Here is a 15799-nt window from a genome sequence, read left to right on the forward strand (position 1 = left end):
CAGAGGGATGGAACAGTAATAAGAGTAACGTAGATCCTCTGCCTTCAGAAGGATCTTTTTATTTGCTCTTTAACTGTGTTTTATCACCTCTCCCAATTAAAAGGAGGGAATAAGGATGAAGCAAACAACAGATTTCTTAAAAATGAAGGAAAATCACGAAAAGATTGTTATGTTAACGGCTTATGATTATCCGTCTGCCAAACAAGCAGAACAGGGAGGAGTCGACCTTATTTTAGTTGGTGATTCACTTGGTATGGTGGTGTTGGGTTATGATTCCACTGTCCCAGTAACACTAGAAGACATGATTCATCACACAAAAGCTGTTAAACGTGGTGCAAAAGATACCTTTATTGTGGCGGATTTGCCTTTTTTAACTTACCATTTATCGGTTCGAGATACATTAATAAATGCTGGACGACTCATTCAGGAAACGGGAGCCCATGCTGTAAAACTCGAAGGGGCTGATGATGTTCTGGAGAAAATCTCTGCACTTACTAAAGCAGGGATACCTGTCTGTGCTCACCTAGGACTAACCCCGCAATCGGTCGGTGTTTTAGGCGGGTATAAGGTACAAGGTAAAGATGCCGTGGCGGCTAAGAAATTACTGGATGATGCTATCAAATGCGAAGAAGCAGGCGCTTTTGCTGTTGTGCTGGAATGTGTTCCGAAGCAGTTGGCTGATGAAGTAACAAGGGCGTTATCCATACCGGTAATTGGCATAGGAGCAGGTATTGATGTTGACGGCCAAGTTCTTGTCTATCATGATATTTTAGGCTATGGTGTTGAGCGTGTTCCAAAGTTTGTGAAACAATATCATTCAGTGAATCCTTTTATGCTTGAATCTATTCAAGCATATGTGTCTGAAGTAAAAAATAAACAATTTCCTGAAGATAAACACTCCTTTACCATGAAGGAAACGGAACTAAAGGTTTTATACGGAGGTAAAGAATGAAGGTCGTAACAACCATCCAGGAAATGCAATCTGAAATACGGCAACAGAAGGAAAAAGGACTTTCAATTGGCTTTGTTCCCACAATGGGATTTCTGCATGAAGGTCATTTAACATTGTTAAATAAGGCACGCAAGGAAAATGATATCGTGGTATTAAGTATTTTTGTCAATCCTTTGCAGTTTGGCCCAAAAGAGGATTTTTCTACCTATCCCCGTAATTTTGAGCGCGATTGTGCATTAGCTGAAGGTGAGAAGGTCGATTACGTCTTTTTCCCCTCTGTAGAGGAAATGTATCCAGGTTCTTCTTCAGTTAAAGTGGTCGTTCAAGAACGTACAGATATATTATGTGGAAAGTCACGTCCCGGCCATTTTGACGGAGTGGCCACGGTCATTACGAAACTATTTAATATCATGATGCCGACTCGGGCTTATTTTGGAATAAAAGATGCTCAGCAGGTGGCTGTCATTCATGGATTAATCTCTGATTTTAATTTTCCCATTGATTTGGTTGCAGTTGATATCGTCCGGGAACAAGACGGTCTTGCTAAAAGTTCACGCAATGTCAATCTACTCCCTGAAGATAGACTTCAGGCAACCGTTTTATATAAAAGCCTGCAGGCTGCCAAGGAAGCCATTTCACTAGGTGAGCGTAATTCTGTCACATTAGTTAACTTAATAAAAGAAATGATAACTAGTGATTCAAAAGGGGAGATCGATTATGTCGATATTCTCTCCTATCCAGATCTAAAGCCATTGGAAGAATTAAACGGTAGGATTATCATTGCACTTGCGGTAAAATTTACGAAGGTTCGATTGATAGATAATTTGATTATTGATATAGAGTAATAAGCAGGGGGAGGAAAATAAATCAATGTTTCGCACCATGATGAACGGAAAAATCCACCGCGCAACGGTTACAGAAGCTAATTTAAACTATGTTGGCAGTATAACGATTGACGAAGATATTTTAGATGCTGTCGGCATGATTGCCAATGAAAAGGTGCAAATTGTCAACAACAACAATGGTGCCCGTTTAGAAACCTATATCATTCCGGGAGAAAGAGGCAGCGGTGTGGTTTGTTTAAACGGTGCAGCAGCCCGCCTTGTACAGCCTGGTGATATCGTCATAATTATTTCTTATGCCCTAGTGGCTGAGGAGAAAGTGTCGGCGCATACACCTAAAGTGGCGATTATGGATGAGCATAACCGGATTAAAGAACTGCTTCATGCAGAACCAGCACTTACAGTTATGTAGTAATCCCCGATTTTTCGGGGATTTTTCTTTTTTACTTTTTAGTCTTTTTGTGATACCGTTTAATGAACAGAAGTTCGGGGTGTTTATTAAATGTCAAATAAATTTGTTGTTATCGATTTGGAAACTACAGGGAACATTCCCAAAAAGGGCGATAAAATCATCCAATTCGCTGCTGTAGTAATCGAAAACGGAATAATCAAAAATACATACTCATCACTTGTCAATCCGCAAAAATCCATTCCAGTTTTTATCGAAGAGCTAACTGGAATCAATGACGATATGGTTAAGGACGCTCCTTTATTTTCTGAAATTGCCGGGCAAGTATCGGAACTTTTAGAAGGGGCATATTTTGTTGCGCACAATGTTTTGTTTGATTTGTCCTTCCTGCAGGAGGAATTAATTCAGGAAGGCTTCGAGGGATTTTATGGCCCGGTTCTGGATACGGTTGAAATGGCCAGGATTTTATATCCAACCGCAGATGGCTATAAACTAACTGATTTAGCAGAAAGAGAAAATCTTAATCATGACCGTCCTCACCAAGCCGATAGCGATGCCCAGGTAACTGCAGAACTTTTTCTAATTTTTTTAAGAAAGTTATCGCAGTTGCCTTTAATCACAATGGAACAGCTTACACAGCTTTCAGGAGGGTTGAAAAGTGACCTCCAACAGCTTCTTGATGACCTTCTGGAAAATAAAAAGATGGAACCAGAGGTGCTACCAGAAGCCATCGAGATATTTAAGAATCTAGCCTTAAAAAAGGATTTAAAGCATGATCAAGAAGAAAGCGAAAGTGGAATCGATTTCAAGTTTCCTTCTGATCATGTAGAGAAAATGGAATTGATTTACCAGGGTTTTGATAAATTTGAGCAAAGAACGGGCCAATTTACGATGATGGATGAGGTTCATGAGTCTTTATTAAATATGCACCATACTTTAATTGAAGCGGGAACTGGTGTAGGCAAATCATTAGGTTATCTCTTGCCAAGTGCCTATTTTGCCAAACAAAAAAACCTCCCCATTGTAGTTAGCACACATACTATACAGCTGCAAGAGCAGATTTTAAAGAAAGAAATTCCAATTTTAGACAAAATTCTTCCATTTAAGATTCGTTCGGTATTGCTTAAAGGGAGGACCCATTATATTAGTTTAGAAAAGTTCTATCAAACACTTTTGGATGAAAACGATAATTACGATACCACGTTAACCAAAATGCAAATACTTGTTTGGTTGACGGAAACGGAAACCGGAGATAAGGACGAGCTTAATATTTCGAGCGGCGGGCTCATTTACTGGAATAAAATAAAGAATGAACCGACAGTATTCTCCCAAAACCGCGAATGGCAAGAGAAGGATTTCTACCAAAAAGCAAAAAGAGCGGTCTCGTCAGCTGATATAATCATAACCAATCATTCTTTATTATTTAGCGACATAAAGGGAGATAGCTCCATTTTACCCGAATATGACTATGTGATTATTGATGAGGGACATCATCTTGAAAAAGTCGCATCTCAGTTTTTCGGGTCAACATTAGATTATTTATCAACAAGGCTGTTATTAGGCCAATTTGGACTTTATGAGCAGAAACAGCTTTTTTATGAACTAGAAGGATTATTATCTTCTATTAGTATTACAAATGAGAAACTTGCTTCCCGACTTGAGCTGAATCAGCTAATAGCAGACTTAACCTATGAAATGGATGAATTCTTTAAGCTAATCGGTCTTTATACGAAAAAAATGCTGGCTAACAAAAAAGGTTTTTATCGTGCCAAAGTCCGCTTTTCTAAATCTGCTGGAGGGAAAGAAACAAAGGGAATCCTTCACGGTGCTGAAAGGTTTTCCTTTTTACTGAAAGACCTGCATAGTTCTATTATGGAACGGCTTCAATTGTTGGAAAAACAGACAAATTTCTTATCAAATTCACAGAAGAGTAAAATGGAAGAAATCTTACTGTTTTCAAATGATTTAGTTTTGCTAAGGGAAACGGTTATAAAGTGTTTTATAATTGATTCTCACGATGTTAAATGGATTGAGATGGATATCCGCTCACCACAAAACGTAACAACCTTTTTGGCGCAGCCTGCATCCGTGGCCAATGCTCTTAAAGAGCAATTATTTCAAGTTAAAAAAGGGGTAATCATCACATCTGCCACCTTAACGGTAAATAACTCGTTTAACTATATAATTAAAGAAATCGGATTAGATCCAGTTTTAACGAAACAAATTACGATTCCTTCGCCTTTTGAATATAAGCATCAAGTCAATCTTTTAATTCCTGAGGACTTACCAGAAATTAATGCGGTTACTTTGGATGAATATGTCATTGCAATAACTGAGCATATTATTACACTTGCAGAAGCGACAAATGGAAGAATGATGCTTCTTTTTACGGCCTATGATATGTTAAAGAAAACCTATGAATTAATTAAAGAAAGCGGTTTTCTCAATGATTATGTCATGATAGCCCAAGGTATTACGAGCGGCAGCCGTACTAGATTGACGCGGAATTTCCAGCGATATGACAAAGCTATTTTATTAGGAACCAGCAGTTTTTGGGAAGGGGTAGACATTCCTGGGGAGGATTTAACCTGTCTGGTGATTGTGAGACTACCTTTTAGCCCGCCAGACGAACCTCTGACGGAAGCAAAATGCCAAGTGATAAGAGACCAGGGAGGGAATGCTTTTTCCGAATACTCACTTCCGGAAGCCATTTTAAAATTTAAGCAGGGCTTTGGGCGTTTGATTCGGTCAGAGAACGATCGGGGAATTTTAGTTGTTTTTGATAGAAGGATTGTAACGACAAAATACGGAAGGGCGTTTTTGAAATCAATTCCTTCCGTGCCGGTTAAAAAAGGGCCAATGGATAAGCTTGTAGAATTTATTCACGCTTGGTTATGATAAATAATGGTAAAATTGTACATTCTATTAGTATCTATGGGAGGAATGTGCATGAGAATTTTATTGCTAATAATTACTATCATATTTCAAGCCACCTCGACTGTTTTTGCGACAAGTAAAATTGAAAATATTGATTTGAAACTGAAAGAACATGAGGTTGCCATTACCTTTTTGGGATTGTCTGCTGGAGAAGCGACACTTATTCAAGGACCTAATGGCGGGAATGTTTTAGTGAATATCGGGAGAGAAGAGAGCAAAGCAGAATTGGAAAAATGGCTGAGCCTATATGATGTTAAGGAAATTTCTACGCTTATCCTTACTAATGATGAACCTGAACCTCCAATTAATCTGATCAATCAGTTTCTTATAAAATATAAGACCCAAGAGCTCATTACAACACCTAAAATGGCAGCACTTCTTTCGAGAAGTTTAAATCCAGCAAATCAGGTTTCAATTGTGGCTTGGGGAGTGGGCACGAAAAAAGAAATTCTCCCTGAGTTGACAGCTCAAGTTCAATTTTTAGGAAGTATGCAGAACGAAGGTTTAGATTTTACTTTGGAGTTTTTTAAACATCGTATTTTCATGATGAATTCTTTTAGCAAACGCGCTGAACAAGCTCTTTTAACGCGGAACCTCGAGAATCTAAACGTTTTTAAAACTCCCCTTTTCGCTAAAGAAGACGCAATAACAGAAAAATTAATCGAATTTTTTAATCCGCAAATCTCGATTCTTAATGCTGATGAAGGTGAACTCTTTGATACTGATATCATTCACGATTTACATGATATTTGGTCAGAGGTATATTTTACAAAAAAGCATGGTACGGTGACAATTAAATTTACAGATTCAAGCTATGAAGTAATTCCCCTGCCTGTTGAAGCAGATGAGTAAAAAATATTCATTTAATTCTTCTATCATTTCAAGTACGTTTCTCGCTTTAACCTGTTATAATAATTGAGAAGAATTTTTTATCGATTTTGTTTTATGGAGGAATTGGATGGAAAGTAAAATTGAAGTTTTATCAACTGTAAAAATCCAGCATAGTCCGGATTTATATAAAGTAGTTGATGCTCTAAATCGTACTTTGAAAGAAAATGACCTTATGTTTGGATTAGCCCTTGATCAGCAAGATAAAAATAAAGCGATTTTTACCATATATCGTACATAAAGAGTGAATGAAAGTGAAAAAGTGGTTATTCTTTCTAGCATTATTTGTAATTGGTATTTTGGGTATCTTGATTAAGGTATATTTCTCAGCGGTTGAACCTGTAAAAGCCGCTGAAGAAAAAGCGCTATTACTTGCTAATAAAAAGGTTCAAATTAGTAATGTAGAGGACTTTCATATTTACAATGGTTTAGAGACAGTAAATGTAATAGAGGGGAAAAATAATGAAGGTGAAAAAATCATTGTGTGGATCCCCGAAAAAAGTAAAAAAGTTATTGTAAAAAAAGCAAAAAATGGACTCACTAAAAATGAGGCCGTAAAAAAATTATTACAAGAAAAAAAACCTAAGAAAATTATTTCAGTTCGGTTAGGTATGGAAAAAAATATCCCTTTATGGGAAATTTATTATCGTTCTGAAAATAATTTAATAAATTATTATTATGTACACTTTGAAACAGGCGAATGGCTGAAAAAAATTGAAAATCTATAGAGTGGATGGAGAATGGAGGAACAGGCATGGTAGTGGAGCTGGCGAAAAGAGTAATGGCACTTACACCTTCTACCACTTTAGCAATCACCGCTAAAGCGAAGGAATTAAAGGAAAAGGGAGAAGATGTAATTGGTTTAGGGGCAGGCGAGCCTGACTTTAATACACCTAAACATATTTTAGATGCTGCAGTAGAATCGATGAATGTAGGCTATACAAAGTACACCCCTTCAGCTGGTTTACCGGCATTAAAAAATGCGATTATCAAGAAATTTGAACAGGATCAGGGATTAACGTATAAACCAAATGAAATAATTGTAGCCAATGGAGCCAAGCATGCTCTTTATACATTATTTCAGGTAATTCTCAATGACGGTGATGAGGTTATCATTCCTACTCCTTATTGGGTAAGTTATCCCGAGCAAGTCAAATTAGCAGGCGGTGTCCCTGTATATATTGAGGGTTTTGAAGAAAATCAATTTAAGATTACACCGGAGCAACTACTAAAGGCCATTACGAATAAAACTAAAGCAGTGATAATCAATTCTCCTAGTAATCCAACTGGGGTACTTTATACAGCTGAAGAGCTTCTAGAATTAGGTAAAATTTGTTTGGAAGAAAATATCCTTATCGTTTCAGATGAGATTTATGAAAAGCTTGTATATGGCGGCGTCAAGCATGTATCGATTGCCGAGCTATCCCCTGAGCTTAAAGAACAAACGATTGTCATTAACGGAGTTTCCAAGTCACATTCCATGACTGGTTGGAGAATTGGTTATGCTGCCGGAAATAAAAAAATTATTGAAGCGATGACAAATCTTGCCAGCCATAGTACGTCGAATCCTACTACAACTGCACAATATGCTTCTATTGCAGCTTACAATGGTCCGCAAGAACCAGTAGAAGAAATGCGTCAAGCATTTGAAAAAAGATTAGAAATCATTTATGATAAGTTAGTTGCAATTCCTGGCTTTACTTGTGTAAAACCACAAGGTGCATTTTACTTGTATCCAAATGTAAAGGCTGCTGCTGAAATGACTGGATTTAATCAAGTTGATGACTTTGTAGAAGCATTGCTTGTAGATGCAAAAGTGGCTGTCGTTCCTGGTTCAGGGTTTGGAACACCAGATAATATTCGCCTTTCCTACGCAACTTCGCTCGAGCAATTAGAAAAAGCCGTAGCAAGGATTCACCAGTTTGTACTTGAAAAAGCAAACGTTAAAAACTAATATAGTTACAACCTTTGATATAAACAAAAAGTCTGCTTTCTGCAGGCTTTTTGATTTCCTTTCCAATGCTGGATACCTAATACTCTTACTCGGATAAAATGTTCATGATATACTTATCAGGAGGTGTCCAAAAGATGAAAACAACATTATTATCATGGCTCCAAGAGGGCAATATTTCGATACCAACACTATTATTTTCTGAATACCGCAATCTTAACTTAAACGAAACAGAGCTCGTTCTTTTACTAAATATACTTACTTTTTTAGAAAAAGGTAATGAATTTCCAACACCGGAAGAACTGTCAGCAAGAATGACTATTTCTATTTCAGATTGCAATGAAATGCTCAGAAGGCTAATCCAAAGAGGTTTTATTGAAATTATGGATGAATATTCGCATGAAGGAATCCGATTTGAAAAGTATTCCTTAAAACCTTTGTGGGAGAAACTCGTCGAGCAATTTTTGATCCAAACTCGAAGTATGAACGAAATGAACAAGAAGGCAGAAGAGACTGACTTATATACATGTTTTGAAAAGGAGTTTGGCCGGCCTTTATCACCATTTGAATGCGAAACCCTTGGGATGTGGATGGATGATGATCACCATGACCCAGTTATTATTAAAGCGGGATTAAAGGAAGCTGTAATGTCAGGCAAATTAAATTTTCGCTATATTGATAGAATCCTTTTTGAGTGGAAGAAAAACGGTATCAAAACTATAGAACAAGCGAAAAATCAGGGACTAAAGTTTCGTCAAAAACAATCTCTGAAACCAAATGTTAAAGATGAATCCCAGCATTCATCGGTTCCCTTTTACAACTGGTTAGAACAATAATAGTTTTACGGACAAGCAGGTGAAATGTTATGCTGAATAATACTCAAATCCGATATTGTTTAGATCAAATGGGAGTGATGTTCCCAGATGCACATTGCGAATTAACCCATTCAAATCCGTTTGAACTTATAATCGCTGTCTCATTATCGGCACAATGTACAGATGCACTAGTAAATAAGGTCACAAAGGAATTATTTAAAAAGTATAAAACACCAGAAGATTATTTAAAGGTTCCGCTTGAGGAATTACAAAATGACATACGTTCGATTGGACTTTACAGGAATAAAGCGAAAAATATTCAAAGTCTCTGCAGGATGATCTTAGATGAATATAGCGGAGAACTTCCAAAGGACAGGGACGAGTTAACTAAACTGCCGGGTGTAGGTAGAAAAACTGCAAATGTCGTGGTTTCTGTTGCCTTTAATGTCCCTGCAATCGCCGTTGATACGCATGTAGAACGAGTTAGTAAGCGTCTAGGAATATGCCGGTGGAAGGATTCCGTATTGGAAGTGGAAAAGACTTTAATGAAGCGAATACCAAAAGATGAATGGTCGGTTACCCATCATCGCTTAATCTTTTTTGGAAGGTATCATTGTAAAGCTCAAAATCCCCAGTGCCCATCTTGCCCATTATTAGAAATATGCCGTGAAGGTAAAAAAAGAATGAAGGGCAGTGCAGTTTCCCATGGATGATGGAGATCAAGGCGTATCGAGGATCCTTAAGGAATGGAAGTTAATAAAAGGAAGACTGGATGAATTATATTGCAGCCGAAGCCTTAAAGAGACGAAAGAATGGATGGAGAAAGGGATTGAGCTATTCATTCAATTTATAATGATAACAAATGATAGGCCCTTTTATCAAGGGCCGCTGCAATTTGACCAATTAGAGATAAAACCGGTTAATCTTGAAGAAAGATTGGCGTTTATTAAAGCGAGGCCCAATTTATATCATTCGTACAGGCAGCTCTCTGAGCTGATGCATGAACAGGAAAAACATTTTGTAAAGAAAACCATCAAAAAAAAATCGTCTAAGCCAAATGGCTAGACGATTTTTTTTTGATCATATAAATTTTTATGTTCCACTTCGTGGTCCGGTACTTTGACCGTTTGAAGGAGTACCTGGAAGGGTTACTGGTGGAATTGTTCCTCCTGTATTACCCGGGTCTCCGCCATTTCCGGTGCCGTTCCCATTTCCGGTACCATTCCCATTTCCGGTACCATTCCCATTTCCGGTGCCGTTCCCATTTCCATTATTATTTCCATCGTTGCCATTCCCACCTTCATTTCCATTGCCTGGGTCATTTTCATTGGCCGGCTTTTGAATTTCAATGGAGGCTGTTACTGGGTCACTCTTTTTATTTCCGCTAATGGCAACTATAGCAAAAGTATATTTTGTGCCAGGAGCAGCAGGAATACTCAAAGTGCTCGTTTGAACAGGGATATGATTCACCCCGGTTCCGTTATCAACGGATACATCGAAAGTAACATTTTCGGCCCCATTTTTATAGTCCCATGTCAGTACAATATTTTGACCAGCTTCATCTAATTTGGCAACAGGATTCGTTGGGGCATCAAGTTTATTATACTTCTGAGATACTTTTTTAGGCGCATGCCCTTTAACCGCATATTCGGTCGTGATTTCACTATCAGGTGTGAATTCGCTAGCCAAAACTGGAGGCATTGAGCCTTTTTCAATCCTAACCTTTTGGACACTATTTGGCATCGAAAAATCAGGCGTATCGATATCCTTTGAAACATAGGCCATTAAATTTTTAAAGATTAATTGCGCTAATCTTTGATTATTGCCAACAGCTGTTATTGGCGTTGTTCGATCCTTGTACCCGGTCCATATAGACGCCGTATAGTTTGTCGTATATCCTGTAAACCAGGCATCCGGTACAGAACTGCTATTAATATTATATTTATTCATTTCATCAGTTGTATAGTTTGTAGTTCCTGTCTTACCAGCAATTGGAAGTCCTGGTACTTTCGCTCTTACCCCAGTTCCAGGTGATACCAATACACTTTTTAACATATCCGTAACCATGAAAGCTGTTGAGTCTTTCATTACCACTTTTGGTTCTGGAGCTGTATTAATCATTGTTCCGTCACGGAGCTTGATTTTAGTAATCGCATGCGGTTTTGTGTAAATACCCTTATTACCAAAGGCACTATAGGCGCCCGCCATTTCAAGCGGCGAAACACCAATTGTTTTCCCGCCAAAGCCGCCGATAGCATAAGACTCATAAATTTCTTTCAATGGAATCCCTAAATTTAACGCAAAGTCTTTTGCTTTATCTAAACCAACTTGCTGAAGTGCTTGAACGGCAGGAGTATTACGTGATAACTGTAAGGCGGTTCTAATTGTCATAGGACCTTTGTATTTTTGATCCCAGTTTCCGAATTTTTTCCCGGTTGAGTAAGTAATCGGCTTATCCTCAATCATTTCATAGGTGCCCCAATTTAAGTATTCAATGGCAGGACCATAATCGAGAACTGGCTTTATGGTCGAGCCTGGCTGGCGCTTTGTATCGATTGCATAGTTAAATCCGCGTTTTACCTTTGGATTCCGTCCTCCGCCAATTGCCCGAACTTCACCTGTTTTCGTATCAAGGAGAGCGATCCCAGCTTGAATATTTTCATCAGGGTAGGGGATGATATCTTTTGTGTTTAAGATTTTATCAACATAGGTTTGGGCATTTGGATCTAAGGTTGTATAGATGGTTAATCCATCTGTATTGATATCAAGATCGGTTGTTTCTTTTACTTCATCAATAACTGCATCGACAAAAGAATCAAACGGCTTTTCATCAATTTTCCTTTGATCTGGTTTCAAAACAGTAGATTCAACAGATACCTTTTTGGCATCTTCCATCTGTTGCTTTGTAATATATCCATGCTGATGCATTAATGATAATACGATGTTACGTCTTGTCTCGGCTTTATCCGGATGTTCAAACGGATTATAATTATTAGGACTTTGCGGCATTCCAGCAATTTGCGCAGCTTCTCCCAGGGTTAAATCTTTTAATTCTTTCCCATAATAGATTTTTGCTGCCGTAGCAATACCGTGGCTGTTTTGGGAAACATAAACTTTATTGACATACATTTCGAAAATTTGGTGTTTCGTGTATTGCTGCTCTAGCTGATAGGAGAGCCAGGCTTCTTCCACTTTACGTTTTAACGTTTTTTCAGGGGTCAAAAATGAATTTTTAACAACCTGCTGTGTAATTGTACTAGCCCCTTCAGAGCCAAATCCATGGCGAATATTAGCCAGTACGGCACCGCCTAAGCGAATTGGATCGATACCATGGTGCTTGTAAAAACGATAATCCTCTGTGGCTAAAATGGCATTCTCGACTTGCTTAGGAATGTCCTTATAGGTTACATATTCACGATGTACGCCTCCTACCTCAGATATTAATTTTCCATCTTTATCTAAAACCTTAGAGGGGATTGGATCTTTTAATAATTTAGGATCAAGTTTGGGAGCATCCTTCACTAAATAGGCGAAAGTACCAACTCCAGCCAGAATACCAACGATACCAAGGACAACGAGAGATAGAAAGATTTTCTTAAAAAGTCCGCCTGGTTTTTTCTTGGCTTTTCCTTTTTGTTTTCCTTTGGCTTGGTGATTCTTTCGGCGCTCCTCTCGTGATTGATATTGGTCTGCCATAATGAAATTCCATCCTTTCAAACCTTTCAAAAAAGGTTAAAGTGTATCTAATATTTTAATATAGTCAATTCTTGGCTGAAATCCAAGCGGTATGTAATGCCCTAGCTGTTCGATTTCTTCCATTGTAATTGATTTTCTGCCCCCACTAGCCATTCTTTCCCAAAAAGAGAAGAGATGCTTTGCTTCAAGCAAATAAACCTTCTCATATCTTGTAAAACGAAGGATAACGAAACAAATTCCTCCTTGGTTCATGACTTCTTCCATATGATTAATTTGATGCTGATGGAAATTTTTTAATGGAAAAGAAGTTGGATTTTGTGTTTCTTTCGCTTCAAAATCGATATATTTACCTTTATAAACACCATTATAGTCGGTAGTGGAGGCTAGTTTAAAATAAGCCTCTTTTATAACAGCGGCACTTCTTTTCGGGTAATCCACTTGTACAATTTGCACTGGTGTTGGCTTTTTATGAATGACAGCTATTTTTCTTTCCCGATAATAATCATTTGTTTCATTTAAATCTTCCTCAAGTGTCATACCTCTATTACTGTAGGAGCCGTTTTTTTTATTGCCAGCTGTATTTTCTGCTGGCAGCTCCCGAGGGGTATACTTCTTCCCATTTGGATAGTTAAAATTCATGATAAACACCTCACAAGCTAAACATATCATATCAAATCTTGGAGAAAATGGGGTGAATAAAATGAATTATCAAGCACAAGCTAATAGCAATTGTACCTTGATTGTCAAACAAAAGCAGGATTCATTTCCGGATTGATTAAGGCTGGCATTAGCTAATAATCTATTAAAACTCGTTAAGGGAAGATGAGTATGAATCATCTTACAATACAGGAACAAACCATCATTCGTCAAATACGAAGTGAAACAAACAAACGAAATATCGATAATATATCTAGAACCAATGCCTACTTTTCTTATTTTAATAAAAATACGGATATTATTTGGTCCTTCCTTGCTAGTATGGTTTCACGAAATGGAGGATGGAATATGTGTGACTTGGAGGGATCAGTCCTCCCTCATTTACTTACTCCGCAGGTTAGGAAACAGCTTTTTTTAACGTATGAAAAGGCCAATTGGCTTATTTTCCATGATGTTTTCCCCCAGTTATTGCTCTATCAATATTCGACGAAAATCAATCAGCCGATGTTTCATTTACTTCCTTTTTTTAATGTATCCACATTTATTCAAAAGGAATGGAAGCGTTATTGGAATGAAAGAGACAGAAAAAGGCTGACCACGGCTTTAATTATTAACGAGCAAAATGTCATCCAAAAGCCTGTCATTGAGCACCCAGTGTATAAGAAGAAGGTTTTTCGTTCGCTTATCTTTTCATTTCAAGACTGGCTGCATTTTAGCTGTGTTTTGTTTCCGACATGCGGGGGAGAGGTTTATGGGGCTAGTGTGAACGGATTTACTTCTCTTTCCAAGCGGATAGATTTAGGAAAAAGGCTTGCCAGCATTCTGTTCCATCCTCGTTTATTTCCTTATTTCTATGAATTTGCCGAAAAAACAACGCATACAGGTTCAAGATTTGACTATGAGCAGTATTTTAAAGTTAAAACGAAACGCAATACCCCCTTATTAAGGGCAGTCTATCCCGTAATTGAACATGATCAGCATACCTGTACTGATTGGAGTCAGCATAGAAGGATTTCTCCAGCCTGGATGTATTTTCCTGTCCGTCATCGCCATCACATTCATCTAACTGATTGGTATTTTGTTAAATCAAATCAACTGCAATTATTGTTATCCCTCCAAAAAGTTCTCAACTTAAAAAAATTCGAATAAAAAAAGCAAGGTGTTCCTTGCTTTTTCTTCGAAAATATTATGTAGAAGGACGATCTGGACCCTCTAGCTTTTTATCACCGTAGCCAACACTTTTACCCGATGCTGCTTGATTTTGCTTGTTGGTTGGTTTAGTCTTTTTTGGCATCTTAACACCTCCATGCTTAGCTTGTGCCGTTTTTTATTTTTCATGCGAAATTGGGAATGTGTCGAAAAAATCGAAGTAAATTGCTATTTTGACACTTTCTTTGACGAATAGCTTCTAGTTTTGTCAAGGGGGGAGGAAGCCAAATAAAGAAATAGAATTATACTTTATAGATTAAGCGAGGAGGTTTTAATTAAATGAATAAGCCAATGTCTGAAAAAGAAAAGCTGGTATCGATGCTGACTGAAATATATGATCAATTGGAAGAATTGGATTCTGTTCTCGAGGCATCTTTCTCCGACCTTCGCATTAGTTTAAACAAGGATGAGCAAAGTAAAATAAATGACTCTGCATTGAAACTTTCATTCATAGAAAATAAAATCGATCAAGTAAACTTAGCATTTTTTGAAAACAGTCTTGAGTCAAGCAAAAACCCTGCTGCAAAACGGTTAGAACTTGAATTAGGTTTTTAATTACCGTTAAAATAATAAAGTGATAAAGTGGCAGCGAATATCTATGCTGCTTTTTTATTTGTAGAATAGGCTGTTTTAAGGTTATTGTTGATTATGAAACTCTGTTGATTGGAGCGTAAGGCGCGAGACTCCTGCGGGAGGACGGGGCAGGGGAGACCCCGCAGGCGCTATAGCGCCGAGGAGGCTTCCCGGACCGCCCGCGGAAAGCGAAGCGCCTGGAGCGCAAATCAACAGCCAAGTTTAATAGCCGTAGAATAAATAAGGGGAATTGTATAAATGAAGACAGAAATTATCGACTTAACAGAAAAACTTTTACAATATAATCGCCTCTTTCTAAAATACTACCAAGAAGGAAGGGAGCAGGGCATAAAATACGATTTTCACGAAACCATTAAACCGTTTGCAGATGAGGTAAAGATTGTTAACGATCAGTGGAAAGATGCCATTAAAGCATGGCTGAAAAAGGGGTCTCATAAACATATCCATGGAAAGCAAATTGACACAACCTCAGAACATATTGCTCAACTCTCGATTCAATGTTTTTTTCCTGAATCAAGCAGGACAAGGTTTTTAAATACCCATCGAACGATTGAATATTTTCTTTTGGAAATTTTAAAAGTGAACAAATAGAAAAGAGATGCCTTTTGCATCTCTTAAGTTTAGAGTTTAGGAATGTTCGATGAGGGAGTTTTCCTTATCAATTTCAGGAACAACCGCGCCTTGACTTTCAAGTTCGCGGACAAGAAGGCGATATTCTTTAATGCTAATTTCGTTATGAATATAGGCTTTCTTAGCAAAATCCATTAGTGCATTAACGTCATCTGTGGTATAATCCCGACTTTGAATAAATCTGCTTTTTAATTCACGAATGTTCATATAAAGCTCCTC

General features: G+C 37.8%; 17 protein-coding genes. 14 read left to right on the forward strand and 3 right to left on the reverse strand.

Annotated features, from left to right (window positions below; genetic code table 11):
- The first annotated feature begins 115 nt into the window (after nt 1–115).
- From panB to ACIFOT_RS05390, 11 genes are all read left to right on the forward strand, one after another.
- A complete protein-coding gene (gene panB, locus ACIFOT_RS05340; protein WP_430062642.1) occupies nt 116–952 on the forward strand; it encodes a 3-methyl-2-oxobutanoate hydroxymethyltransferase in 837 nt (278 codons plus the stop codon).
- On the forward strand, nt 949–1797 hold the full coding sequence (gene panC, locus ACIFOT_RS05345; protein ID WP_430062645.1) for a pantoate--beta-alanine ligase: 849 nt from the start codon (nt 949–951) through the stop codon (nt 1795–1797). Before panB ends, panC begins: the two co-directional genes overlap by 4 nt.
- Before the next feature lie 25 nt (nt 1798–1822).
- Nucleotides 1823–2206, forward strand: a complete 384-nt coding sequence (gene panD / locus ACIFOT_RS05350) for an aspartate 1-decarboxylase (protein WP_430062648.1) — start codon at nt 1823–1825, stop codon at nt 2204–2206.
- Nucleotides 2207–2296: 90 nt separating this feature from the next.
- Nucleotides 2297–5101: an ATP-dependent DNA helicase DinG gene (gene dinG / locus ACIFOT_RS05355; protein WP_430062652.1), complete on the forward strand. Its 2805-nt coding sequence runs from the start codon at nt 2297–2299 to the stop codon at nt 5099–5101.
- 51 nt (nt 5102–5152) lie between these two features.
- On the forward strand, nt 5153–5992 hold the full coding sequence (locus tag ACIFOT_RS05360) for a hypothetical protein (protein WP_430062655.1): 840 nt from the start codon (nt 5153–5155) through the stop codon (nt 5990–5992).
- A gap of 106 nt (nt 5993–6098) precedes the next feature.
- A complete protein-coding gene (locus ACIFOT_RS05365; RefSeq protein ID WP_430062658.1) occupies nt 6099–6269 on the forward strand; it encodes a YpmA family protein in 171 nt (56 codons plus the stop codon).
- A gap of 7 nt (nt 6270–6276) precedes the next feature.
- Nucleotides 6277–6756: a DUF5590 domain-containing protein gene (locus ACIFOT_RS05370; RefSeq protein WP_430062661.1), complete on the forward strand. Its 480-nt coding sequence runs from the start codon at nt 6277–6279 to the stop codon at nt 6754–6756.
- Nucleotides 6757–6788: 32 nt separating this feature from the next.
- Nucleotides 6789–7982 (forward strand): pyridoxal phosphate-dependent aminotransferase, encoded by a 1194-nt coding sequence (locus tag ACIFOT_RS05375; RefSeq protein ID WP_430062781.1) that lies wholly within the window; start codon nt 6789–6791, stop codon nt 7980–7982.
- Nucleotides 7983–8116: 134 nt separating this feature from the next.
- Entirely contained in the window at nt 8117–8815 is a 699-nt protein-coding gene (locus tag ACIFOT_RS05380; protein WP_430062664.1) for a DnaD domain-containing protein, read from the forward strand.
- 29 nt (nt 8816–8844) lie between these two features.
- Nucleotides 8845–9507, forward strand: a complete 663-nt coding sequence (gene nth, locus ACIFOT_RS05385; RefSeq protein WP_430062668.1) for an endonuclease III — start codon at nt 8845–8847, stop codon at nt 9505–9507.
- A complete protein-coding gene (locus ACIFOT_RS05390; RefSeq protein ID WP_430062671.1) occupies nt 9500–9859 on the forward strand; it encodes a YpoC family protein in 360 nt (119 codons plus the stop codon). The genes nth and ACIFOT_RS05390 overlap by 8 nt, the downstream gene beginning before the upstream one ends.
- Nucleotides 9860–9886: 27 nt before the next feature.
- Here ACIFOT_RS05390 and ACIFOT_RS05395 read toward each other — a convergent pair whose 3' ends face one another.
- Nucleotides 9887–12490 carry a transglycosylase domain-containing protein gene (locus ACIFOT_RS05395; protein WP_430062674.1) on the reverse strand — a complete coding sequence of 868 codons (2604 nt, stop codon included), beginning with the start codon at nt 12488–12490 and terminating at the stop codon, nt 9887–9889.
- Nucleotides 12491–12526: 36 nt separating this feature from the next.
- Nucleotides 12527–13129 (reverse strand): Holliday junction resolvase RecU, encoded by a 603-nt coding sequence (recU, locus tag ACIFOT_RS05400; protein ID WP_430062677.1) that lies wholly within the window; start codon nt 13127–13129, stop codon nt 12527–12529.
- A gap of 189 nt (nt 13130–13318) precedes the next feature.
- Here recU and ACIFOT_RS05405 point away from each other — a divergent pair, with 189 nt between their 5' ends.
- The 3 genes from ACIFOT_RS05405 (at nt 13319) to ACIFOT_RS05415 (ending at nt 15541) form a co-directional block, all read left to right on the forward strand.
- Nucleotides 13319–14296, forward strand: coding sequence for a DUF2515 domain-containing protein (locus ACIFOT_RS05405; protein WP_430062680.1), 978 nt, complete (start codon nt 13319–13321; stop codon nt 14294–14296).
- 339 nt (nt 14297–14635) lie between these two features.
- Nucleotides 14636–14911, forward strand: coding sequence for a hypothetical protein (locus tag ACIFOT_RS05410; protein WP_430062683.1), 276 nt, complete (start codon nt 14636–14638; stop codon nt 14909–14911).
- 276 nt (nt 14912–15187) lie between these two features.
- The gene (locus tag ACIFOT_RS05415; protein ID WP_430062686.1) at nt 15188–15541 is read left to right on the forward strand and encodes a YppE family protein; all 354 of its coding nucleotides are present in this window, start codon (nt 15188–15190) and stop codon (nt 15539–15541) included.
- 36 nt (nt 15542–15577) lie between these two features.
- Here the strand turns inward: ACIFOT_RS05415 and ACIFOT_RS05420 are convergent, their stop codons facing one another.
- A complete protein-coding gene (locus ACIFOT_RS05420; RefSeq protein ID WP_430062689.1) occupies nt 15578–15787 on the reverse strand; it encodes a YppF family protein in 210 nt (69 codons plus the stop codon).
- Between the last annotated feature and the right edge of the window lie 12 nt (nt 15788–15799).

The sequence above is a fragment of the Neobacillus sp. NRS-1170 genome, assembly GCF_050468025.1.

Coding starts and splice junctions, on each gene's coding strand:
- ACIFOT_RS05420 (WP_430062689.1), bottom strand. CDS start 15,787: ATGAACATTCGTGAATTAAAAAGCAGATTTATTCAAAGTCGGGATTAT.
- ACIFOT_RS05360 (WP_430062655.1), top strand. CDS start 5,153: ATGAGAATTTTATTGCTAATAATTACTATCATATTTCAAGCCACCTCG.
- ACIFOT_RS05395 (WP_430062674.1), bottom strand. CDS start 12,490: ATGGCAGACCAATATCAATCACGAGAGGAGCGCCGAAAGAATCACCAA.
- recU (WP_430062677.1), bottom strand. CDS start 13,129: ATGAATTTTAACTATCCAAATGGGAAGAAGTATACCCCTCGGGAGCTG.
- dinG (WP_430062652.1), top strand. CDS start 2,297: ATGTCAAATAAATTTGTTGTTATCGATTTGGAAACTACAGGGAACATT.
- ACIFOT_RS05370 (WP_430062661.1), top strand. CDS start 6,277: ATGAAAGTGAAAAAGTGGTTATTCTTTCTAGCATTATTTGTAATTGGT.
- ACIFOT_RS05380 (WP_430062664.1), top strand. CDS start 8,117: ATGAAAACAACATTATTATCATGGCTCCAAGAGGGCAATATTTCGATA.
- nth (WP_430062668.1), top strand. CDS start 8,845: ATGCTGAATAATACTCAAATCCGATATTGTTTAGATCAAATGGGAGTG.
- panD (WP_430062648.1), top strand. CDS start 1,823: ATGTTTCGCACCATGATGAACGGAAAAATCCACCGCGCAACGGTTACA.
- ACIFOT_RS05410 (WP_430062683.1), top strand. CDS start 14,636: ATGAATAAGCCAATGTCTGAAAAAGAAAAGCTGGTATCGATGCTGACT.
- panB (WP_430062642.1), top strand. CDS start 116: ATGAAGCAAACAACAGATTTCTTAAAAATGAAGGAAAATCACGAAAAG.
- ACIFOT_RS05365 (WP_430062658.1), top strand. CDS start 6,099: ATGGAAAGTAAAATTGAAGTTTTATCAACTGTAAAAATCCAGCATAGT.
- ACIFOT_RS05405 (WP_430062680.1), top strand. CDS start 13,319: ATGAATCATCTTACAATACAGGAACAAACCATCATTCGTCAAATACGA.
- ACIFOT_RS05415 (WP_430062686.1), top strand. CDS start 15,188: ATGAAGACAGAAATTATCGACTTAACAGAAAAACTTTTACAATATAAT.
- ACIFOT_RS05390 (WP_430062671.1), top strand. CDS start 9,500: ATGGATGATGGAGATCAAGGCGTATCGAGGATCCTTAAGGAATGGAAG.
- panC (WP_430062645.1), top strand. CDS start 949: ATGAAGGTCGTAACAACCATCCAGGAAATGCAATCTGAAATACGGCAA.